This window comes from Pseudomonas sp. R76, assembly GCF_009834565.1.
Classification (GTDB): Bacteria; Pseudomonadota; Gammaproteobacteria; order Pseudomonadales; family Pseudomonadaceae; genus Aquipseudomonas.
On the sequence record NZ_CP019428.1, the window covers coordinates 5,818,886 to 5,838,587 of the forward strand.

The following is a 19,702-nucleotide window of genomic DNA, read 5'->3' on the forward strand; positions in this document are numbered from 1 at the left end:
GGAGGACCGATGAGCCTGCCTGCTGCTTTCCTGAGCAACGTCGCACAACTGATCCCGAAAGATCGCCGCTTCGACGATCCACTTTCCACCCTCGCTTTCGGCACCGACGCCAGCTTTTACCGACTCATCCCACAGCTGGTGGTTCGCGTGGAGTCGGAGGACGAAGTGGTGGCACTGCTGCAATTGGCCCAACGTGATCGCGTGCCCGTGACCTTCCGCGCGGCGGGCACCAGCTTGTCCGGTCAAGCCATCAGCGACTCGGTGCTGATCGTGCTGGGTGACAACTGGAATGGCCGCGAGATTCGCGGCCAAGGCACGCAGATTCGCCTGCAACCCGGCGTGATCGGCGCACAGGCCAATGCCTGGCTCGCACCGTTCGGGCGCAAGATCGGGCCGGACCCGGCGTCGATCAATGCGTGCAAAATCGGTGGCATCGTCGCCAACAACGCCAGCGGCATGTGCTGTGGCACGGCGCAAAACACCTACCACACGCTGGCCGGTATTCGCCTGGTACTGGCTGACGGCAGCCGCCTGGATACCGAAGACGCCACCAGCGTCAGCGCGTTTCGCAACCAACACGGCGCGCTGCTTGAGCGCCTGGCCACACTCGGCCGCGAGACGCGGGCAAACGCTGAATTGGCCGCCAAAATCCGCCACAAATACCGTCTGAAAAATACCACCGGCCTGTCACTCAATGCCTTGGTGGATTTTGACGAGCCCCTGGATATCCTCAGCCACCTGCTGGTGGGTTCCGAAGGCACCTTGGGCTTTATCAGTGCGGTGACGTACGACACGGTGATTGATCACCCGAACAAAGCCTCGGCGCTAATTGTGTTTCCGAATGTCGAGACCTGCTGCAACGCCGTTACGGTGCTCAAGACCCAACCGGTCTCGGCCGTCGAGCTGCTCGACCGGCGCAGCATGCGCTCGGTACAGGACAAACCGGGTATGCCCGCTTTCGTACAGCAGCTATCGGAAAATGCCTGCGCGCTGCTGATCGAATCCCGCGCCGCGTCGCCGTCATTGCTGCACGAACAACTGGCGCTGATCATGGCGTCGCTGGCGCCGTTCCCTGTAGAAAAACAGGTCGACTTCACCGAAGACCCAACCGAAAACGCGCGCTTGTGGGCCATCCGCAAAGACACCTTCCCCGCCGTCGGCGCCGTGCGTAAAACCGGCACCACGGTGATCATCGAAGACGTCACCTTCCCGGTCGAGCAGTTGGCCATCGGCGTGAACCGCCTGATCGAGCTGTTCGACAAACATCACTACGACGAAGCCATCCTTTTCGGACACGCCCTGGAAGGCAATCTGCACTTTGTGTTCACCCAGGGCTTCAACAGCAGCGAAGAAGTCGCACGCTACCAAGCATTCATGGACGACGTAGCTCAGTTGGTGGCGGTGGAGTTCGGCGGTTCGTTGAAAGCCGAGCACGGCACCGGCCGCAACATGGCGCCGTTCGTCGAGCTGGAATGGGGCAGCGACGCGTATCAGTTGATGTGGCAGCTCAAACGCCTGCTCGATCCGAACGGCATTCTCAACCCCGACGTGGTGCTTAGCGAAGACCCGCAAATTCACTTAAAACATCTCAAGCCATTGCCTGCCGCCGACGAGATTGTGGATAAGTGCATCGAGTGCGGTTTCTGCGAGCCGGTCTGCCCATCGAAGGGCCTGACCTTGAGCCCGCGCCAGCGCATCGTGATCTGGCGCGACATTCAGGCGAAGAAACGCGCAGGCGTCGACACCACCGAATTGGAAGCGGCCTACCACTACCAAGGCATCGACACCTGCGCCGCCACCGGGTTGTGTGCGCAACGCTGCCCTGTGGGCATCAATACCGGCGACCTGGTGAAAAAGCTGCGCGCACGTGATGCCGACCGTACGAAAACTGCCGACTGGCTGGCCAGCCATTTCGCCACCGCGCTGCAAGGTGCGCGGTTTACCCTGCATGTCGCCAATGGCGCGCGCATGCTCCTGGGCGCGCCGCGCCTGGCCAAGTTGTCAGCAACGGTGACCAAACTGTCCAAGGGGCACATCCCGCAGTGGACCAACGCCATGCCGCAGCCGGAAAAAGCCATTCGCTTCAGCCCGGCCGTGGCCGATGAGCGACCACGGGTGGTCTACCTCGCAGCTTGCGTCTCACGCGCCATGGGCCCGGCGGCGGGTGATAAAGAGCAGATGTCGCTGTACGACAAAACCCGTGGCCTGTTGGAAAAAGCCGGTTACCAAGTCGTGTTTCCGGACAACCAGGACAGCCTGTGCTGCGGCCAGCCCTTCGCCTCCAAAGGCTATGCCGAACAGGCCGAACACAAACGCCAGGAACTGATCGGCGCGTTGCTCCACGTCAGCCGAGGCGGCCTCGACCCGATCTATTGCGACACCAGCCCGTGCACCCTGCGATTGGTGCAAGACCTCGCCGAAACGCGCCTGGACCTCTACGACCCGGTGCGCTTTATCCGCACCCACCTGATGGACCGTCTCGACTTCACACCGCAGGAAGCCCCCATCGCCGTGCACGTCACCTGCAGCACCCAGCACCTGGGCGAAAGCCAGGCATTGATTGATCTCGCGCGGCGCTGCTCAAAAAACGTGGTGATCCCGGAAGGCATCCACTGCTGCGGCTTTGCCGGCGACAAAGGCTTTACCACGCCCGAACTCAACGCCCATTCACTGCGTTCGCTCAAGGACGCGGTGCAATATTGCAGCGAAGGCATCTCCACCAGCCGCACGTGCGAGATCGGCCTGAGCCAGCATGGAGGCATTGATTATCACGGCTTGGTGTACCTCGTGGACCGCGTTACCCAGGCGCGGGCGCATTAAATAGCCAATGAAACCGAACCCCTGCGCGCCGGCGTAGTCATCTGCATAGGCCTCGTTGAACGAGGCTCATCAGTGATGTCACTGGCAGCCCTTGAACGCCAGTAGCGTCGAGCCCTTTTTCGCAAGGAGATACCCTATGAAGCGTTCCGCTCTTGCTGGCTTGTTCATTACCGCTGCGATGATGGCCGCCCCTGTGTTTGCAGCCGGTGACAAAGACCTCTGCCAGATCAACCTGGACAAAATCAACAACGGTAAAGCGCTGCTCGCCACCGACACCAGCGGTAAAAGCGGCGAGATTGACACTGCGGTCTCCCAGGCAAAGGCCGCCCACGCGGCCGGTGATGACAAGAAGTGCATCGAGATCACCTCCAAAGCCATCCAGGATTTGCAGAACAGCGAGAAAGGCGGCCAGTAAGCCCCTAACTGGCTCGCGGCCAACCTTCGGGTTGGCCTTCTGCGAACGTTTGGCGTACACTGCATAGGCTTGTCACTCACTAAGAAACAACGAGTTACAAGCACGGGGCCGTTTAGGATTCGACGCCGGTCGCGAAACTTTAGGTGCATGCCGAGTTGGTAACAGAACTCGTAAATCCACTGTTGCAACTTCTTATAGTTGCCAATGACGAAAACTACGGCCAGGAATTCGCTCTCGCTGCGTAAGCAGCCTTAGCCCTGAGCTTCTGGTACCTTCGGGTCCAGCAATCACCAGGGGATGTCTGTAAACCCAAAGTGATTGTCATATAGAACAGAATCGCCGTGCAGTACGTTGTGGACGAAGCGGCTAAAACTTACACAACTCGCCCAAAGCACCCTGCCCTTCGGGTCGCTGAGGGTTAACTTAATAGAAACGGCTACGCATGTAGTACCGACAGCGGAGTACTGGCGGACGGGGGTTCAAATCCCCCCGGCTCCACCACCTCAACATCTAAAGACGTCCACGGACGTCTTTTTTTGTGCCTGAAATCCAGCAAATACAGGGCTTTCAGGGCCATCAGTGTCCAAAGACGTCCGATAGAATCTACGACCATTGGTATTCCACATGGTATTCCAAGCCCTTCAGTGGTAATTTTTGGAATACCGAACGATGTCGTGGAATACCTCATGTGCGCCCAAGCCACCCGCCTCTCTGATCGTCAGCTCAAAGCTATCAAGCCGAAAGATAAAGATTACGTCCTCAGCGATGGCGACGGCCTTCAATTACGAGTGAGAATCAATGGCTCTACGCTATGGAACTTCAACTACCGCCATCCGGTAACGAAGAATCGTATCAACATGGGACTCGGCACCTACCCAGAGCTCTCTCTCGCGCAAGCAAGAAAGAAAACGGTCGAAGCCAGAGAACTGCTTGCACAAGCCATCGACCCGAAAGAGCAACGCAATGCGTTGACGCAAACAAAAAAAGCAGCAACTGAGCACACGTTCGAGAACGTAGCTGCTACTTGGTTTGAGCTAAAGCAGGATGTCGTTACACCGGCCTATGCCGAAGACATATGGCGCTCTCTCATCCTGCACGTATTTCCAAAGCTCGGAACTACACCTCTCTCGCAAATCACTGCGCCCATGGTCATCGAATTGCTCCGCCCCTTGGAAGCGAAAGGCAGCTTGGAGACAGTGAAGCGACTGACTCAAAGGCTCAATGAAATCATGATCTATGGCGTGAACTCGGGGGTGATCTTCGCCAATCCTCTCAGCGGCATCCGGGGCGTTTTCAAGAAACCGAAAAAGCAGAATATGGCGGCTCTTCGACCAGAAGAACTGCCAGAACTGATGATTGCAATCGCCAACGCGAGCATCAAAAGGACAACCCGCTGCTTAATCGAATGGCAGCTTCACACCATGACGCGCCCTGCGGAAGCCGCTACAACTTGCTGGGCTGACATCGACCTCGAAAGGAAGATCTGGACAATCCCTGCCGAACGCATGAAAAAGCGACGCCCACACGCCATACCGCTGACCGAGCACGCACTTGCTCTGCTGGAGACCATCAAACCCTATAGCGGCCATCGAGAGTTTGTATTCCCTGCTGACAGAGACCCACGCACTCACTGCAACAGCCAGACAGCCAATATGGCGCTGAAGCGGATGGGCTTCGAAGGGCGCTTGGTAAGTCATGGTATGCGTTCAATGGCGAGCACCATCCTCAACGAGCAGGGCTGGGATCCTGAATTGATAGAAGTCGCACTTGCACACGTCGATAAAGACGAGGTTCGAAGCGCCTATAACCGAGCGGACTACATCGAGCGCAGACGCCCAATGATGGCCTGGTGGAGCGACCACATTCAGGAAGCCGCTACCGGCAATCTTTCTGTGTCAGCTATCAGAGAAAAACGGGATTTAAAAGTCGTTTCGATACGCTGACCCAAAGGCAGCTATCGGCCGATTGTGTTGAAAAAGTCAATCCTTCCAGGCTGCGCATGTACTGACTGCTGAAGATGCCTTTTTTGTGTCCGGCTACGCGAAATCTGAGCCCGGAACCCTCTGCTCCAAGTGAAGATTTCAATCTCAAGCGCATACTTTTCTGCCGTGGAAACCATGGCCGACTTTTTCAACACAATCGGCCAGAAGCAGCCATTTAAATAAGTTGAATTGGCCTCTCTCTGGAGCATATATTGGAGGCAGCAGTATGAGCTGCGACACCACCCACCATAGGTAGACGTAACCATGAACCGCCCTAAACCCAACACCACAGCCATAGAGGAGAGTGCTCATGCTTCTCCGGCTGAGTCCTGGGGCGAAAGGGAGTTAGCTCGCGAGATTGCGCTGCTAGAAGCGCATGTTCATGAAGACAGGATCAGTCGACTGATCGATGAAGCGCATGTTGCAGTAGAGGCCAACAACCCAGAAGGACTCAAAGGCCTCCACTACGAAATCCTCCCAGTCAATATCGAGGAAGAGCTTAAGCAAAGCTACCTGGATTACGCGATGTCCGTGATCGTAGGTAGAGCGCTGCCCGACGGCAAAGCAGTGAACACTCTCCGTGATTTATCGCGTAGAGGGATATCGCTTTTCACAAGCTTTGCGCATCGCCTTTCAGCAGCCATTGCCATCTGTCGCCTACAAAAAGCTGCCCTCACCTTCATGAGTCTCAGTAAAGCTGCTGAGATCGCTCGCAACCGAATCCCTCTCTTCGCCTACGGTCCAGAGCTCAGTGAGTTCCGACATAGGCTCCGGTAACACCCGCCGCTTCAAAAAGACTTCCAACATCTTTTTTTAGAGGAGGGGTCAATCATGACTACCCGCATTACTTCGGCTGAGTACGAATCAGCCGCCACCATACGCTGTGCCCACTCGTGGGATCATCACGCTACACACATTGAGGTTTCGCATACGCACGATCACGATCCGATCGAGCATATCGTAGTCTGCGCCGAATGCGCTCGCCTTGCGGGACTTGTGCTGTGCTGCGCCTGCGTCGATGAGGCGCTGCTAGTACATGCAGGCTCTGCATCTTGTGAAATGACTCCGGTGTACGCCCCTAATGAGCTGGTCGATGGCTGCTGCGCCAAACATATCGCGCTGCGTCTTCAACTTGCGCTGACCAGCGACTTGTCTTCGCCGCAGGCTCGTGGTGGCTGACGCCGATTAAACCAAAGAAAAGGGTCGCCTACTGAAGCGACCCTCGTTGATGTGCCCACTCTCAATCAACAATGTCTAATCTAGGTGTCTGAATTGCCACCGATTGAACTGTACCGTCTTATCTAGATACTTGATGACCGCAGTTAGCCGAAAGCTGACTGTTGCGAAGGGCAGCTGTCGGTCAAAAGGAGCCAGTCGACGGCGTCTAGGAAATTAGGAGCGACTCAATACATCCTGCAGAGCTTTCAAACAAATTTGCTGCACGCGAAAAGTTAACTGAGTATCTTGAGCTGGCCGTACGAGGTGTTGATGCTTTCATGCGAGACATCTAACTACTGTATGCAGCCGACTAGCTAAAGCAGTTGGCTGATTTCTGGCATCGTGGGAGCGTGGTAAATGTTTACATATTCAGACCGTGACTTTATGTCGAAAAGCATGAAGGTAGTTGTTGAGTCAATTGAGTCAAAGCTGAGTGAGCCATTCTTTTCGGAGTTCAAGGAGGTCGCGATAGCCGCAATATCAAGATCCATAGAAACAATTAAGGCATTTGAGGCGTCTGGGGTGCATCGAGACCTTTCGTGCTTCAGAGGCAATCAGGCCGAAGACTTGATAAATGCGCTTTTCTGCGAGATCACTGACGAGATAGTAAATAGCGAAGCGTTTCAGGTGCTCGACGCCTTGCGACATTCATTTGTGTGTTATGCATACAATGGCCTGCATCAACTTTATACGCGTCAAGAAAATGAGTGTTGGCACCCCCAAATAGTGCTCACAGAAGTGCTTGAGCCAAACGATATTGACTCATTGCCTCGGGTTTTGACCCTATATCGAGGCTGCGATAGAAGCGAGCTTGAAAACCGCTCCTTCGGACAAGCGTGGTCTACATCGTTAGAGTCAGCTCAAAAATTTGCGTATGCTCATTATTTAGGCCAGGACTGGTTTGATGAAAATAACAGGGTCGTATTGGAAACGAGATACCGAAAAGACTATGTTTTATTTTCGGATCAATCAATAGAGTATGAGGTGGTAGTTGATATCAACAAATTGGATGGAGTACACAAACACGCTTAATAATTCGCTGTAGATGCGACGCCCTTAGCTCAGACGTCAACGTCAACGTCAACGTCAACTTTGGCTGATAGCGGTTATACCTCCTAACCGACCGACTGCCCTTCATGATCTCGGCTCAAACCGCTCCGTTAGACGTCACGAGTCTAAGCCGACCTACTACATAATTGATTACCAGAGTGCCGCTAGAAGTTTCGCCTGCTTTCCTCCCCCACGTTTTGTGTCGTCAAGTCGATGCAGGCGACTTCAATTTTTCACTCTTTGCCGAAAAGGGCTCTTGCCAATTTCTGCATGCGTCCCTTGTTCCCATGCTGCTCGGACAGGTTAGTGTAGATATTTGGGAGGCGTTCCTTAAGCTTGGTTACCTGGGAAGCGTACGTGTCTTTATGTTCATTAGAAATTTTCCAGTCAGCGAATTGAGACGCTCTTGAATCTATAAAACTCGCTGCGGATCTTGTGCCCTCAGGATCATTGTTCATCTGCAGTAGTATCTGAAGAAGGCGTTCCTCCTCTTCAGGTGTTCTAGGGGTGATGCTCGGCAACAGCTCGCCGTATTCGCCCAGAATAAAGATTGAGGCCTCCACAGAGACTTTGAGATCGTATACAGATGGTCGAAGCATGGTGCCAGTAATGGCGCGGGTGTCTTTTTCAAAGAGGTTGAGCAGTAGCTTTGAATTCTGAATGATCGTGGAGGAAGGTTTGGCGAACGTGGCTTGTTTGACTGCAGCTATAAGCCAGACGGACATAGCTTGGTGAGCCGAAGTCTCACCCGCAAAATCGATTTTGTGGTCGATCATGTATCTCAACGCAGTTCGCTCATTGGTGCTGGCAGCTTCAATGAGGTTCGTCCATCCAGAAGCATCAATACCTATCCCAAAGCTTCGATCAAGTATGGCGGCTCGCAACTCCAGCAACTTGGCGTTGGATCCCTCAAGGACGTGCCTCAAGAACAGCGTGTCGATATCTGGCAGCGCGGGTACTTTCTCGGATGCCAAGTTGAACGAGGTGAACCAATCAAGAAATTCATTATCCGTTAGGTCGTAGCCACTCAGCCTATCCGCAAGGGTCGAATACGACTCATAGACGTGGTCAGAGGCAACGTTTCCGATGGCTCCGACCTTAATCAGCCTAGATAGAATCGGTGCCACTAGGTGTGAAGACTCATCTTCAATCGTCAGTTTGAACAGGTTTTCAGAGATGATCGCTGCCCGAACCAACGCGTCCAGATAATCCTGTTCGGCTTCAAGGGCCTCCTTGATGCCTGGAATCTCGCTTAGTGGTACCCCCGTGTTCAGCCTCATGTACATGACTGCAATTGAGACTTTGATGCGGTTGGATTTCACGTTAGGTAGATGAACCAGAATCAGCTGTGGTATCGCGCTGGAAAGCTTTCCGAACAGGGCTGCTGCGAACCAGACCCTATGTTCAGTAGGGTTCAAATCAATTGCCGTCGTAACTGCCGTAGTGGCCTCAACACCTAAGAAATAAGGCCTAGGGATAGTGCTCAGTCTTTTTTGGCCAAAATAGGCTGTGAAACATGGCAGCCAATCGCTTTCATTGAGTGGCACTCGATTCAGCTTTGCATGCTCAGTCGCTGCCAGTTGCAGCACTGCGTCCCTCAAGCCATTGTCGTTGAGGCTGATTTTACTCGTATCAATCTTTTTGAGATCTGGATCGGGCATCACCATATGGAACAACAGTTCAGCACCACCCATGGTCAAGGGTTCAAAGAGGGCGTTCACAGAATCCAGGTAGCTGTCGTACCTGGAAATGGTCTCTGTATAGCGTTCAACAGACTCAGGATCATAGGCCTCTTCTGCCATTTCTTCGAACGCGGTTTTGGCAGTCGCCAGTGCTTTATCGAAGATGTCTCTGCGTAGGCCTAACCCAATCAGTCCTTTGATGGATTCAAAGTAACCGGGTTCTGTGCTTACCGTATTCAACTGATCCCCATTCCCGAATTTCGCACTCACGTGCGGCAGCAGGTCATCAATACTGCATCCTTCCATTTGAGACGCTTGACGGAGGGTTTTCAGAAGACTGACCGGGGAAACAGGTGTCTCCAAGCGGCGAACAAAAGAGTCTTTGAACCCAAAGTAAGGGACGAGTGCGGCGAGCTTTTTACCGTCCTGGGATTCGATAGCATCTTCAAGTGGCTGGTCGATCAGCTCAGCGATGGCGATATCCGAAGATGTCTGGAAATGGATCTGTAGGATCTGGATGGGCCAGCCTGTTTTCATGTCCTCTCCCAGAAGTGCCTTCAGGGAGCGTTTGGTTTTATCGATGTTCAGCGCCACGGCTTGGGCGGTTTCATCTTCAGCCTCTGTGGCGCTCTTAGCGCTCTCACCGATCGTCGGAGCATCTGGGTCTTTCAGCATCTCCTCGATGGCCACGCTATTATATTTGCAGATTGCCAGGTAGGCGGCGATGCAGATTACGCTTGGTCTATCTGCAGTGACCAGCAGTGTGGTTGCGATGTCGTTGATGAATCTTTTCTGTAGGCGAGGAGTCACCAACCCGCCAGCCATGGGGCTATGACGCTGGAGAATCACGCTGCACGCATCAGCATCCAACAGGTTGGATGCACCAAAACTCTCACTCCAAAGTTTCCTGAATGCATCTTTCCAGCCGGATGTGATGATCGGCGGGGTACGGAACACCACAGGGAACTTTTTGGCGATGAAGTCCTTCGAGTCGTAGCTCTGCTCGTTATCACCATTGAGATATTTGGATACCTTTGTGGAGCAGAATGGCACTATGACACTGAGATTTTCCTCGCCTGTGACGGACGTGAAAATTTCTAGATCGCTCCATACCGCTCGTAAGACATCCCGTGGGAGCCTGTCCAAGTTATCGATCACAATGATGATGTGGTAATCCTTCACTGCATGTAGCTGCTTCCGGAGGGCCTGCTTCAAATCGAGAGGGCTTACCTCTTTGCTGACTTCGATAGTTTCGGTGATTCGATCATCTGAGCTGCCTTTGAGCAGACTGGCCAAGTTCCAGCGCTTCTTAGGATCCTCTTCTCTTCGGTTAGCCAGATACGCGAACAGAAGAATAATCCCAGGCGCTGTGCACGCCAGCAGGTAAAGAGCATGGAGCCCTAGGGCGAGAGAATCGCTGCCATGAAGGCGAATTAGATAGTCACGAATAAAGGTCGGCGTAAGTACACCACTTGCGATCAGTAGCACTGCCCAGATACTGATATGACTGCGGGTGTCCTTCGTGTAGCTGTAGTGCCGACCTAAGGCGATGTCGCGGCTGGTTTCGACCTCCGCGATTTGCTTTTCTCGCCCCAATGTCTTGAGCAGTTCTGTCACTTGCTCGGTCAGTTGTTGGATAAAATTGCTTTTGATCGAGCCTTGATAATTCTGCTCGCAGTCAAAGAGCCACAGCTTCGTCTTCGACTTCTCCGTAACGATCTTCTTTTCGAGCATCTGAAGGATCGAGCTCTTCCCTGAGCCGAATTCACCGTCCAATCCAATCACCCGGTGATTGGTTTTAGGCTTTAGATAATCATGCATCGCTTGAGCCACGCGGTCGTGACTCTCGCCCTTGAAAACATCGACATCGGACGGGCTTTCATTTTGAAAGTTTAGGTTGTTCATCAGTCCCTTGCACCTCGGCCGGCCAGTACCGCATGGCCAATGGCCTCCAGCATACGACTTTGTCGGCAATTTGCACCAGAGTGGTTATGGACATCCCCTGAGCATTTGGTGACATTGGCAACTACTATCGGGTGAGCGCACGCCAGCCCACCTTCCGAGCGTTAAGTTGAAGGGATGAGATTTAATGTACTTGAGAAAGCTAGAGATTGAGGGGTTCAAGAGTTTCGGCAGGCGTTTCACGGTTGAATTTCATGAAGGGCTGAACGTATTGGTGGGGGAAAATGGGGCGGGCAAAACGGGCGTGATTAACGCGTTGCGTCAGCTGTTCCAGGATTCGGAGTCGGGTAAACGCTCAGTCAATGAGCGCGACTTTCACAAGTCGTTTGAGATTGACGCCGTGCCCGCCTCCAGTTTCGCCATCACGGCGACGTTTGGCGATCTCAGTGTTTTCGAGAAAATAGCACTCGACTCCTGGTGTGGTGAGCAGGACGATGCGGTGCTCAATCTGACAGTGCTCAACCGCGAGTTGCGCGGTCGTTACAGCCAGGAGCTCTGGGGCGGCGCAATCAGGACGGTGGGCTTCAATCAACAGACGCTAGAGCTAATTCACTGCATCTATTTGCCACCGTTGCGTGATGCAGAGCAGAAGCTGCGAGAGGGGCGACAGTCCAGATTGTCCCGGCTGATGAAAGCATTGTGCAAAGACCAGCTACACGCGTGTGCTAAAACCAGAACATTGCATCCGCTTGAAGTAAAAGTCGCCGACTTCAATTCCCAGCTGGCGGCTGAACAAGACATTAAACGGGCGAATGACCTGATCTCCAGTAGTCTACGCGCCGCCCTCGGAGAAAGATTGTCGCAAAATACCACGATCCAGTTTTCGGAATCCAACTTCACCAGGATCGTCGAAGGCTTGCGTTTGCTGTACTTTCCGAACGCTTCATCCGCCGAACTGTCGCAGTTCCGCTCGCTAGATGAAAACAGCCTGGGCTACAACAATCTGCTCTACATCGCCTCCATCCTCGCCGAGTTGATCGTCGAGGATGGCGAGGGGCCGGGGGAGCGCACACTGCATAAGCTGCTTTTGATTGAGGAGCCGGAAGCGCACCTGCATCCGCAACTGCAAATCAGGCTGTTAAAACACCTGCAGGAGGTGGCCCTCAACAAGAATATTCAAGTAGTAATTACTACCCACTCCACGGTTATTTCGTCGGCCGTCTCCATCAACAACATCATCCATATCAACGGCGGAGCCGAACCACTCGCCGTTCCTGCGCGTTTTTGCGGCCTAGCGGAACCAAGTCGGCGATTTATCGACCGCTGGCTGGATGTCACCAAATCCAACCTGCTTTTCTCCAAAGGCGTCATCCTTGTCGAAGGCGTTGCAGAGGCCATTGCGCTACCGGAGCTGGCGAAAATCGTACTTGCTAATCGCGGCCAAGGGTTGAACACCCTGGAAGATTACGGGGTGTCAGTCATCAATCTTAATGGCATCTATTTCACCCATTTCATGCAGCTGTTTTGTGAGGTCGATGGGCAGTCACAAAGTCGTAACCTGCCTATTCCCTGCGCAGGTCTCACCGACAACGATCCAGCCAAAACCCACAAGGTGCGGGTGCAAGACCAGTTGGTCGACGTGGTCATCAAACCGTATCCAGGGAATTTGGCCGCAGGAACAAATCCCGCTCTGGGCCTGATTCCGATTATTGCGACATCCCAATACGGGCGCTTGTTTAGTGGCGACCTCAAAACCTTTGAGTATGACCTGGCGATGACGGCAGGCAATCTGCAATTGATGCTGCAGGTGGCTTATGACAACTGGCCCACCGATGGCCCCGTCAAGGCTTCGTTTAAGGAGATGCTCGCGGCCGATTTTGTGGCGCTGACCGAGGCGCAGAAAGCCGAATATGCTTACGAGCTTCTGGAGCGTATTGATTCTACCAGCATGGGAAAGGGGCTCTACGCCCAGCTACTGGCCGACAAGCTCGAACAGGATGACTGCCTCTTTGCCGTACCGCGCTATATCCAGCAGGCCATCTGGTGGGCGTGCGCTATTGCTGAGGAGGGATCTGAATGACCTTTCCGAGCGACGAGCAACGGGGATATCTCGACTCCTCCATTGACGACAATATTTACTTAGAGGCTTGTCCAGGGAGCGGGAAAACCGAGGTTATTGCCGCCAAGGTAGCACGCGAAATCGAGGATTGGCATGGCTATCCGGGGGGAATCGCACTGCTGTCGTTTGCCAACAGCGCGGCCAATGAGCTGAAGAGCCGGTTAATCGCTCATCGGCAACGGGCTCCGGTGGCCTACCCGCACTGGGTGTCGACGATTGACAGCTTCATCCTCAATTGTCTCGTGGCGCCCGTGGCCCATCAGCTCACCGGATATGCTGGCAAAAACGGCGACTTCCGGCTGAGGATGGTCGACGCCTCGTCAACGGTGTATGTCAAAACCAAATACGCCATCGAACACATCCGAGTTCCCGCCAATCAGTACGACTTGGATCTAGCAACGGGTAAGTTTGTCTTCCGAACGGGGGAGCCTGGACTGGACCGCAAGCTGAACGCAATTGTATTGGTCGATTGGCAATTGCGTGACCTCAGGGAGACCAAGACACGTTTCAAGGCGGCAGGTTTTGCCACCTATAGAGATGTTGAACATCTCGCCATCCAGATCTTGCACGAGGCAAAGTTGTCCGCCTTTTGCGCACGACTGGCTCTGCGATATCCATTTCTGGTGATCGACGAGTGTCAGGATCTTTCGGTAGAGCAGTTGAGCATCCTGGAGGGTTTGCTCGGGTTGGGCGTGAAAATGCACATCGTGGGGGATCTCAACCAGTCGATCTATGGATTTCGCCATGCGGATCCCGCACGTGTCATGCATTTCATCCGCACTCATGGATTCACCGGCCTGCAGTTGTGTCAGAATTTTCGCAGTTCTCAGGCCATTGTCGACCTCTGCTCCGAACTGGTACCGGGGAACAAAATTCACGGCAATCCAACGATTCAGTCGGCTTCGCCAGTGATTGTCGAGTATGACGATTGTCCCTCGGAAGCGATGCCGCTGTTTATGAGCCTAAGTGACAGCTACGCTAACCGGGTGATCGTCTCGCGCGGTCACTCGACACTGAGCCGGTTTTGCAGCGGTGCCAATGACCTGAACGATACCGAGCGTTTGGCACTGGCCTGCGCCTTGGCAGGTAATGATTCGGCATTCGCCATCCAGAAGTCGCTTACGCTGTTTGGAGGGTGGCTGGCCAGCAAGTTGGAGTATTCGGTAAAACCCAATTCCTTCCACTGCCCTGTGGATGTCGAGTCAGAGTTGGAATGGCGTTTATTTCTTCATCAGGCGTTGGCATTTGTCACAAGCACGGGCGCCTTGGTCGCAGGTCAGCACTGGCGCGGGTGGTGCAGGGTAGCCAAAGCTCGTCTTAATGAACTGCCAAAGCAGGCTTTCGTCATCGCCGATATTGCCGTAGCAATTGCACCACTGGCAGCACTTGGATTGCGCTCCCCAGCGGGGCTAGGCGAGCAGTTGGTCACTCAGAGACTATCGTTGGTGGCGTTGCAGCATAGCAGCATCCGGCTGGCAACAATCCATGAGATCAAGGGCGAAACCCACGAAGCGACAATGTTGGTCTCAGCTTCCAGGCGAGGGAATCAGTCACATTGGGCGGATTGGATTGGCGATAAGAATTTAGAAGCGGCAAGGCTCGCCTATGTGGCGAGTTCGAGACCCAGAAATCTCCTGGTTTGGGCAGTCAAGAAATTAAACGCCGCAGAGCAAGCCACACTTCAACGGCTCGGATTCCGTATAGCTCAGCGATAATCCGTCACCTTCGGTACGTTTAAGAAATTACGAGGCGATGAAAAAGCTACCACTGAACCCAGACAGAAGTGTCCTTTTTGGCGCTGATGCCGAGTTAACCCAGTTGTACAGACTTCACTGACCCAGTCTGACTCCTCGTGGATCATTGTCTGTGCTGGATTTTTGCAGGTTTGGAGATGGGGTGATCTTGCGTCGGCAACTTGGTCAATCCAGGGGCAGCGCCAACACTCCATTGTGGAAGACGCCGTCACGCCCTAGCTCAAGGTCTAGCCTTAACGCCAATGGAATGCCTCCCTGAGCATTGCCATAGGCATACTTGCGTGCGGGCCACGTCCCCGATGCGTATTGATTCGGCTATAGACTGCGCTGAGCCGTCTACAACCGTACCGATCAAATCATTCATCAAAAACGCATATCCGACTCGAAAAAAACTCAACCCTACATCACTGCTATGACACCCCCACCATGGAGCTTCAAACCATGTCATTGCAATGCCCTCGCTGTAACTCACCCAAAATCGCTTCCTTCCACCAAGCCATGAAAATTGCAGCGGCCATCGGTACGGTCGGCGGAGCAGCACGCGGCGTCAGTGCAGCACTTGCTGGCGGTCAGGCAGGTGCCACCGTTGGCGCTATTGCCGGCCCGTTCGGCGTCACTCTCGGAGCCGTCTCCGGCGCCATCCTAGGAGGACTTGTTGGCGGCACTGGTGGCTGTGCATTAGGCGCTCAACTCGGCGACAAGCTTGACCGCCATGTACTCGCTCACAACCTCTGCCTGATCTGCGGGCATCGCTTCAACCTCCCTGCTTAATCCGTCTTCTACTCCTTTCTTTCTATTACGTCCGGACATTGCCACGCGATGCGTGGCGTTTATGCCGACCTGTACCCCAAGGAACATTAATCATGGCTCATCAAATCGAACAAATGGCTTACGTTGGCGCAACCCCGTGGCACGGCCTCGGCCGTCAACTGACACAGAAACAGCCGATTGAAGTCTGGCAGCGTGAAGCCGGTATGGACTGGCAAATTCAGGAAAGTCCGGTTCACTTCAAGGCCGACGCTATAGGCCATATGGGCAGCATTCACTCATTCCCAGAGCAAAAGGTGCTCTACCGCTCCGACACCAAAGCACCGCTGTCGGTGGTTTCCAACCGTTATCAAATTGTCCAACCGCGTGAGGTGATGGAATTCTATCGAGACCTGACTGAAGTGTCCGGCTATGAGCTAGAAACCGCTGGAGTGCTCAAAGGCGGTCGTAAGTTCTGGGCGCTAGCGCGAACCGGGCAGAACGCCAACTTAAAGGGCAATGATCAGGTTAATGGCTATTTGTTGCTGGCGACTTCCTGTGATGGCACGCTCGCCACCACGGCCACGCCGACCACCGTTCGCGTGGTCTGCAACAACACTTTGACCATCGCCCTGGATGGCATCACACGCGCCATTAAGGTACCGCACAGCACCCGGTTCGATGCCCGGTCCGTCAAAAAGCAATTGGGTGTAGCCGTCTCGCAATGGGACGAGTTCATGTATCGCATGCGCGTGCTGGCCGAGCGCAAAGTTCAGTGGCATGAAGCTATGGGATTCTTCATGAACGTGCTGTGTGAAGTAACGCCCAACAGCAAGTTACCTGAAGTCCTGCCCAACGAACGTGCCCTGCGCAAAGTACAAAGCCTGTACGAGGGACGCGGCCGTGGCGCAACGCTTGAGTCGTCACAAGGCACTGCCTGGGGCCTGCTCAACGCCGTGACCGAGTATGTCGATCACGAGCGCAGAGCACGTAGCAACGAGTACCGCATGGACTCCGCCTGGTTCGGCCAGGGGGCGCAAATCAAGCAACGGGCATTGGATGCGGCCCTGCAACTCGCGGCCTGAAATGCCTTCTCCTCTTCAACCATAACGCCCGTTCAGCATCAAGCTCAACGGGCGTTTTTATGTCCGCAAGGTATCTCTCATGAAAGCGATTCCTAGAAATGAAAATGCTTACAAGAGCCGTCCGGCCCTTCGTTTAATCGGCACCAAAGAACTGCCCCGTGAAGACTGGCTCACCGTGCGCAAACAAGGCATTGGCAGCTCAGACGCAGGCGCAGCGGTTGGACTGAACCCTTATAAATCGCAGTTGGAGTTGTGGCTTGAAAAGACGGGAAAGACGATCAATTCACAATCACCTCACAGGTGCAAAGCAGGGACGGCTGGCTGCTACATCCGTTGAATGACGAATTACGCGAGACGCTTGACACCAAGCTACGAAGCATCCCCATTCGCGTGCTGTTCAACGATCCAGAGCTCAACTTCAGGGCTGAGTACACCCTGTTCGACCGCAACGCGGGTCGCCCGCTGTGTGTCGGTAACGGCGAGACCTGCAAGCGGCAATGTGCGGACGGCATCAAGTCCTTGCCCTGCCCTTCACCAGACGCCTGCTTGTTGGCTAAGGGCAATGCCTGCAAGCCTTACGGGCGACTGAATGTGGTCATCGGTGATGAGGACTCGCTGGGTAGCTTTGTGTTCCGCACCACCGGTTTCAATAGCATTCGTACACTGGCGGCCCGCTTGCAGTACTTCCAGGCAGTGTCTGGCAACCGCCTGGCGTGCCTACCGCTGGAACTGCGCCTACCGGAAAATCCACTCGGCAGAGCCATCGCACACCAATCTTCTACGCCGACATCACCGTGCGCAGCGGCATGACCCTGGAAGAAGCACTGTTGGCAGGCAAAGAGCTAGATGAAATACGCCAGGCAGCAGGCTTCCTACAATCGGCGCTAGATGCAGCCGCTCAGAAAGGCTTTAGCAATGGTATTTTTGAAGACAATGAGGAAGACGGCGGCGCGGTGATCGCCGAGTTTTTTACCGGTACAGACAGTGACTCCAGCAACACACCTGCAGGCGCATCCAAGAGACCGGCACCTGCTACACCGCTCGCAAAAAAGCTTGAGGCACTCGCATCGATCAGTTCAAACAATGAATGAGATCCACAGCGCCTGACTCGACGGAAAAATCAACCGGGCGGGCACCAACCGGAGACTGAACGTGGAAGTCTCTCGGCTATGTTTGTGTCCGCTCATGCACATACGTGCGCTAGCGGTACACGACTTTTTGGACGCCGCGCTTTGCACCTCTGACCGTCGCTAGAGTGCTTGTATATGGGGTACTGAACGTTCTAATCCGTCATACCACTCCCCCAGGGCTACAGCCTGATGAGGCTTAGAACCTTCGTGAAGAAATTACAAGCCTGCCTCGAAAAGCAAATCTGACGGTTTACATTGCAGTGCAGTAGCTATTCGGAGAATGTTCAAAAAAGTCACATTCCTCTCACCCCGCTCAATTTTCCCCATGTGGGAGCGATCAATCCCGGCGGCGTCCGCCAAGGCTTCTTGCGACAGCGTTTGCCCCAGGCGCCTTGCGCGTACTACCGCACCAAGCGCTACCAGGTCCCCGTCTTTATCGTGGTTTGCAGAGATTCTTGCCATGGCGAAAATGGTCGCGTTATGATGCTTTAACGGCCACGGTATTTACGACCCTTTTTTAGCTTTTTGTGGCACCAAGCAAAGCTCGCAAAAGGCCCTCTACACCCAGCACAGAGAATCTGAAAATATGTCCCTACCGACAGTAGATGGTTTAAATGAATCTCAAATTGAATCGCAGCTAAGAGCAAAATCTTCTTTTGAGGTTATAGGTTTACGAGGCCAATTCACTAAGAGCGTAGGTATTGTCGAAAAAAAGATAGAAAGTCTGGGTATGAAATGCCGAGTAAAGGTCGACATGAAAGGCGCTATCGCTCAAGGCGGTATATTGGGCGCTGTAATTGGAGCTGCATCTCTACCTGTTGGCGTCGTCTTAGCCGCTGCGGCTACCGTCGCCAGTACTGGCCACACTCTAGCCACCTACAATCCCGACTATGAAATCATAAAAGACTACGTCAATAAAAAACTGAAAGTCATCTACAAAAAATAGCAATCAACACAGTCAGCCCGCGCTCGCACTCACGCTCAAAAAGTCTATGAATACCGACCGCAACCAATAAGAATTAAAATATTGGACATCCCAAATGGTAAATATCAGCCTACCAAAAATACTACTAAGTACTGGCTTTATAAGCGCAACATTTTTTGCTTACGAGGCTTTTACAAGAAACACCGTAGAAAATTTAGACTCACATAAAAAACTAATCGACTCTGGACTTTTTGAACACTGGAAAGGTGGGAACGTTATTTTGTTAATAAGGCACGAAGAGCGCTGTGATCGCTCAAACAACCCCTGCTTAGGCCCAGACGAAGGAATCACAGCTCTTGGAAGCGAGAGAGCAGAAGAAACAGGCATTCTTTTAAAAGCACTCTTGGATTTTGACGATGCTGTTATTTTCACCAGCCCAATGACTAGAACAGTTCAAACATCCGACTTCATGCTAGGCAAAGCGAGCCTGCTATCCGATAGAGAGGCCATTTGCGGAAACGACATCGTGGATAAGCTACTCGAACACAAGAACTCCGGCAGAAATCTTATAGTGATGACCCACAACACCTGCATGAAAGATTTAATAAGATACAGCGGACACAGGCATTCATGGAGCCCCGAATACGGGAGCCTCCTATTTGCAAAAACAACAAGCAAAAATGAAATACAGATTATCGGCACGTTAAATGCTGACGACATCCCTAAACACCTGTCGCCGATTTAACACCAAAAGTTATTAACAAATAACTTACAAGAGAATCCAACCGTTTCCTTCCTCCCACCCTGAGTTTAAGACAGTGAATATAAAATCAGTTGCACTCAAAGCGGCAGGCTGCTTGGCGCTTGCGCTTT

Annotated in this window: 13 protein-coding genes, 1 other RNA gene and 3 pseudogenes; 15 read left to right on the top strand and 2 right to left on the bottom strand. The window is 53.5% G+C overall.

Annotation, left to right across the window (positions count from 1 at the left end; translation table 11 throughout):
* Positions 1-9: 9 nt before the first annotated feature.
* The 7 genes and pseudogenes from PspR76_RS26320 to PspR76_RS26350 all read left to right on the top strand — a co-directional run bounded on the left by PspR76_RS26320 (position 10) and on the right by PspR76_RS26350 (position 7,467).
* Positions 10-2,820 (top strand): FAD-binding and (Fe-S)-binding domain-containing protein, encoded by a 2,811-nt coding sequence (locus PspR76_RS26320; RefSeq protein WP_159959965.1) that lies wholly within the window; start codon positions 10-12, stop codon positions 2,818-2,820.
* Between the two features lie 136 nt (positions 2,821-2,956).
* The gene (locus PspR76_RS26325) at positions 2,957-3,235 is read left to right on the top strand and encodes a hypothetical protein (protein WP_159959967.1); all 279 of its coding nucleotides are present in this window, start codon (positions 2,957-2,959) and stop codon (positions 3,233-3,235) included.
* A 104-nt stretch (positions 3,236-3,339) separates the two neighbouring features.
* Positions 3,340-3,736, top strand: a transfer-messenger RNA (tmRNA) gene (ssrA, locus tag PspR76_RS26330).
* A 185-nt stretch (positions 3,737-3,921) separates the two neighbouring features.
* Positions 3,922-5,178, top strand: coding sequence for an integrase domain-containing protein (locus PspR76_RS26335; protein WP_159959969.1), 1,257 nt, complete (start codon positions 3,922-3,924; stop codon positions 5,176-5,178).
* 510 nt (positions 5,179-5,688) lie between these two features.
* Positions 5,689-5,814 (top strand): annotated as a pseudogene (locus PspR76_RS31755) (hypothetical protein); the annotation flags it as partial.
* Positions 5,815-6,048: 234 nt separating this feature from the next.
* Positions 6,049-6,396 carry a hypothetical protein gene (locus tag PspR76_RS26345; RefSeq protein ID WP_159959971.1) on the top strand — a complete coding sequence of 116 codons (348 nt, stop codon included), beginning with the start codon at positions 6,049-6,051 and terminating at the stop codon, positions 6,394-6,396.
* A 396-nt stretch (positions 6,397-6,792) separates the two neighbouring features.
* Positions 6,793-7,467, top strand: coding sequence for a hypothetical protein (locus PspR76_RS26350; RefSeq protein ID WP_159959973.1), 675 nt, complete (start codon positions 6,793-6,795; stop codon positions 7,465-7,467).
* A 251-nt stretch (positions 7,468-7,718) separates the two neighbouring features.
* On the opposite strand, the gene PspR76_RS26355 is transcribed toward PspR76_RS26350, so the two are convergent.
* Positions 7,719-11,072, bottom strand: a complete 3,354-nt coding sequence (locus tag PspR76_RS26355) for a P-loop NTPase fold protein (RefSeq protein ID WP_159959974.1) — start codon at positions 11,070-11,072, stop codon at positions 7,719-7,721.
* 184 nt (positions 11,073-11,256) lie between these two features.
* On the opposite strand from PspR76_RS26355, the gene PspR76_RS26360 reads away from it, so the two are divergent.
* The 6 genes and pseudogenes from PspR76_RS26360 to PspR76_RS31760 form a co-directional block, all read left to right on the top strand.
* A complete protein-coding gene (locus PspR76_RS26360; RefSeq protein WP_159959975.1) occupies positions 11,257-13,149 on the top strand; it encodes an ATP-dependent nuclease in 1,893 nt (630 codons plus the stop codon).
* The gene (locus PspR76_RS26365; protein WP_159959976.1) at positions 13,146-14,903 is read left to right on the top strand and encodes a UvrD-helicase domain-containing protein; all 1,758 of its coding nucleotides are present in this window, start codon (positions 13,146-13,148) and stop codon (positions 14,901-14,903) included. Before PspR76_RS26360 ends, PspR76_RS26365 begins: the two co-directional genes overlap by 4 nt.
* Positions 14,904-15,383: 480 nt before the next feature.
* Positions 15,384-15,713 carry a hypothetical protein gene (locus tag PspR76_RS26370; protein WP_087945262.1) on the top strand — a complete coding sequence of 110 codons (330 nt, stop codon included), beginning with the start codon at positions 15,384-15,386 and terminating at the stop codon, positions 15,711-15,713.
* Between the two features lie 92 nt (positions 15,714-15,805).
* Positions 15,806-16,774 carry a DUF932 domain-containing protein gene (locus PspR76_RS26375; RefSeq protein WP_159959977.1) on the top strand — a complete coding sequence of 323 codons (969 nt, stop codon included), beginning with the start codon at positions 15,806-15,808 and terminating at the stop codon, positions 16,772-16,774.
* A 79-nt stretch (positions 16,775-16,853) separates the two neighbouring features.
* Positions 16,854-17,072: pseudogene (locus PspR76_RS26380) on the top strand (YqaJ viral recombinase family protein); the annotation flags it as partial.
* Positions 17,045-17,865, top strand: a pseudogene (locus PspR76_RS31760) (recombination directionality factor); the annotation flags it as partial. The pseudogenes PspR76_RS26380 and PspR76_RS31760, both read left to right, overlap by 28 nt.
* A gap of 255 nt (positions 17,866-18,120) precedes the next feature.
* Here the strand turns inward: PspR76_RS31760 and PspR76_RS26390 are convergent.
* Positions 18,121-18,366 (bottom strand): helix-turn-helix domain-containing protein, encoded by a 246-nt coding sequence (locus PspR76_RS26390; protein WP_159959978.1) that lies wholly within the window; start codon positions 18,364-18,366, stop codon positions 18,121-18,123.
* A gap of 124 nt (positions 18,367-18,490) precedes the next feature.
* On the opposite strand from PspR76_RS26390, the gene PspR76_RS26395 reads away from it, so the two are divergent.
* The gene (locus tag PspR76_RS26395; protein ID WP_159959979.1) at positions 18,491-18,850 is read left to right on the top strand and encodes a hypothetical protein; all 360 of its coding nucleotides are present in this window, start codon (positions 18,491-18,493) and stop codon (positions 18,848-18,850) included.
* A 94-nt stretch (positions 18,851-18,944) separates the two neighbouring features.
* Positions 18,945-19,574 carry a histidine phosphatase family protein gene (locus PspR76_RS26400; protein ID WP_159959980.1) on the top strand — a complete coding sequence of 210 codons (630 nt, stop codon included), beginning with the start codon at positions 18,945-18,947 and terminating at the stop codon, positions 19,572-19,574.
* Positions 19,575-19,702 lie beyond the last annotated feature (128 nt).

Excerpts from the sequence above, each read along its gene's own strand:
- PspR76_RS26390 (WP_159959978.1), bottom strand. The coding sequence starts at position 18,366 with ATGGCAAGAATCTCTGCAAACCACGATAAAGACGGGGACCTGGTAGCG.
- PspR76_RS26355 (WP_159959974.1), bottom strand. The coding sequence starts at position 11,072 with ATGAACAACCTAAACTTTCAAAATGAAAGCCCGTCCGATGTCGATGTT.
- PspR76_RS26400 (WP_159959980.1), top strand. The coding sequence starts at position 18,945 with ATGGTAAATATCAGCCTACCAAAAATACTACTAAGTACTGGCTTTATA.
- PspR76_RS26325 (WP_159959967.1), top strand. The coding sequence starts at position 2,957 with ATGAAGCGTTCCGCTCTTGCTGGCTTGTTCATTACCGCTGCGATGATG.
- PspR76_RS26335 (WP_159959969.1), top strand. The coding sequence starts at position 3,922 with ATGTGCGCCCAAGCCACCCGCCTCTCTGATCGTCAGCTCAAAGCTATC.
- PspR76_RS26395 (WP_159959979.1), top strand. The coding sequence starts at position 18,491 with ATGTCCCTACCGACAGTAGATGGTTTAAATGAATCTCAAATTGAATCG.
- PspR76_RS26345 (WP_159959971.1), top strand. The coding sequence starts at position 6,049 with ATGACTACCCGCATTACTTCGGCTGAGTACGAATCAGCCGCCACCATA.
- PspR76_RS26360 (WP_159959975.1), top strand. The coding sequence starts at position 11,257 with ATGTACTTGAGAAAGCTAGAGATTGAGGGGTTCAAGAGTTTCGGCAGG.
- PspR76_RS26370 (WP_087945262.1), top strand. The coding sequence starts at position 15,384 with ATGTCATTGCAATGCCCTCGCTGTAACTCACCCAAAATCGCTTCCTTC.
- PspR76_RS26375 (WP_159959977.1), top strand. The coding sequence starts at position 15,806 with ATGGCTCATCAAATCGAACAAATGGCTTACGTTGGCGCAACCCCGTGG.
- PspR76_RS26350 (WP_159959973.1), top strand. The coding sequence starts at position 6,793 with ATGTTTACATATTCAGACCGTGACTTTATGTCGAAAAGCATGAAGGTA.
- PspR76_RS26365 (WP_159959976.1), top strand. The coding sequence starts at position 13,146 with ATGACCTTTCCGAGCGACGAGCAACGGGGATATCTCGACTCCTCCATT.
- PspR76_RS26320 (WP_159959965.1), top strand. The coding sequence starts at position 10 with ATGAGCCTGCCTGCTGCTTTCCTGAGCAACGTCGCACAACTGATCCCG.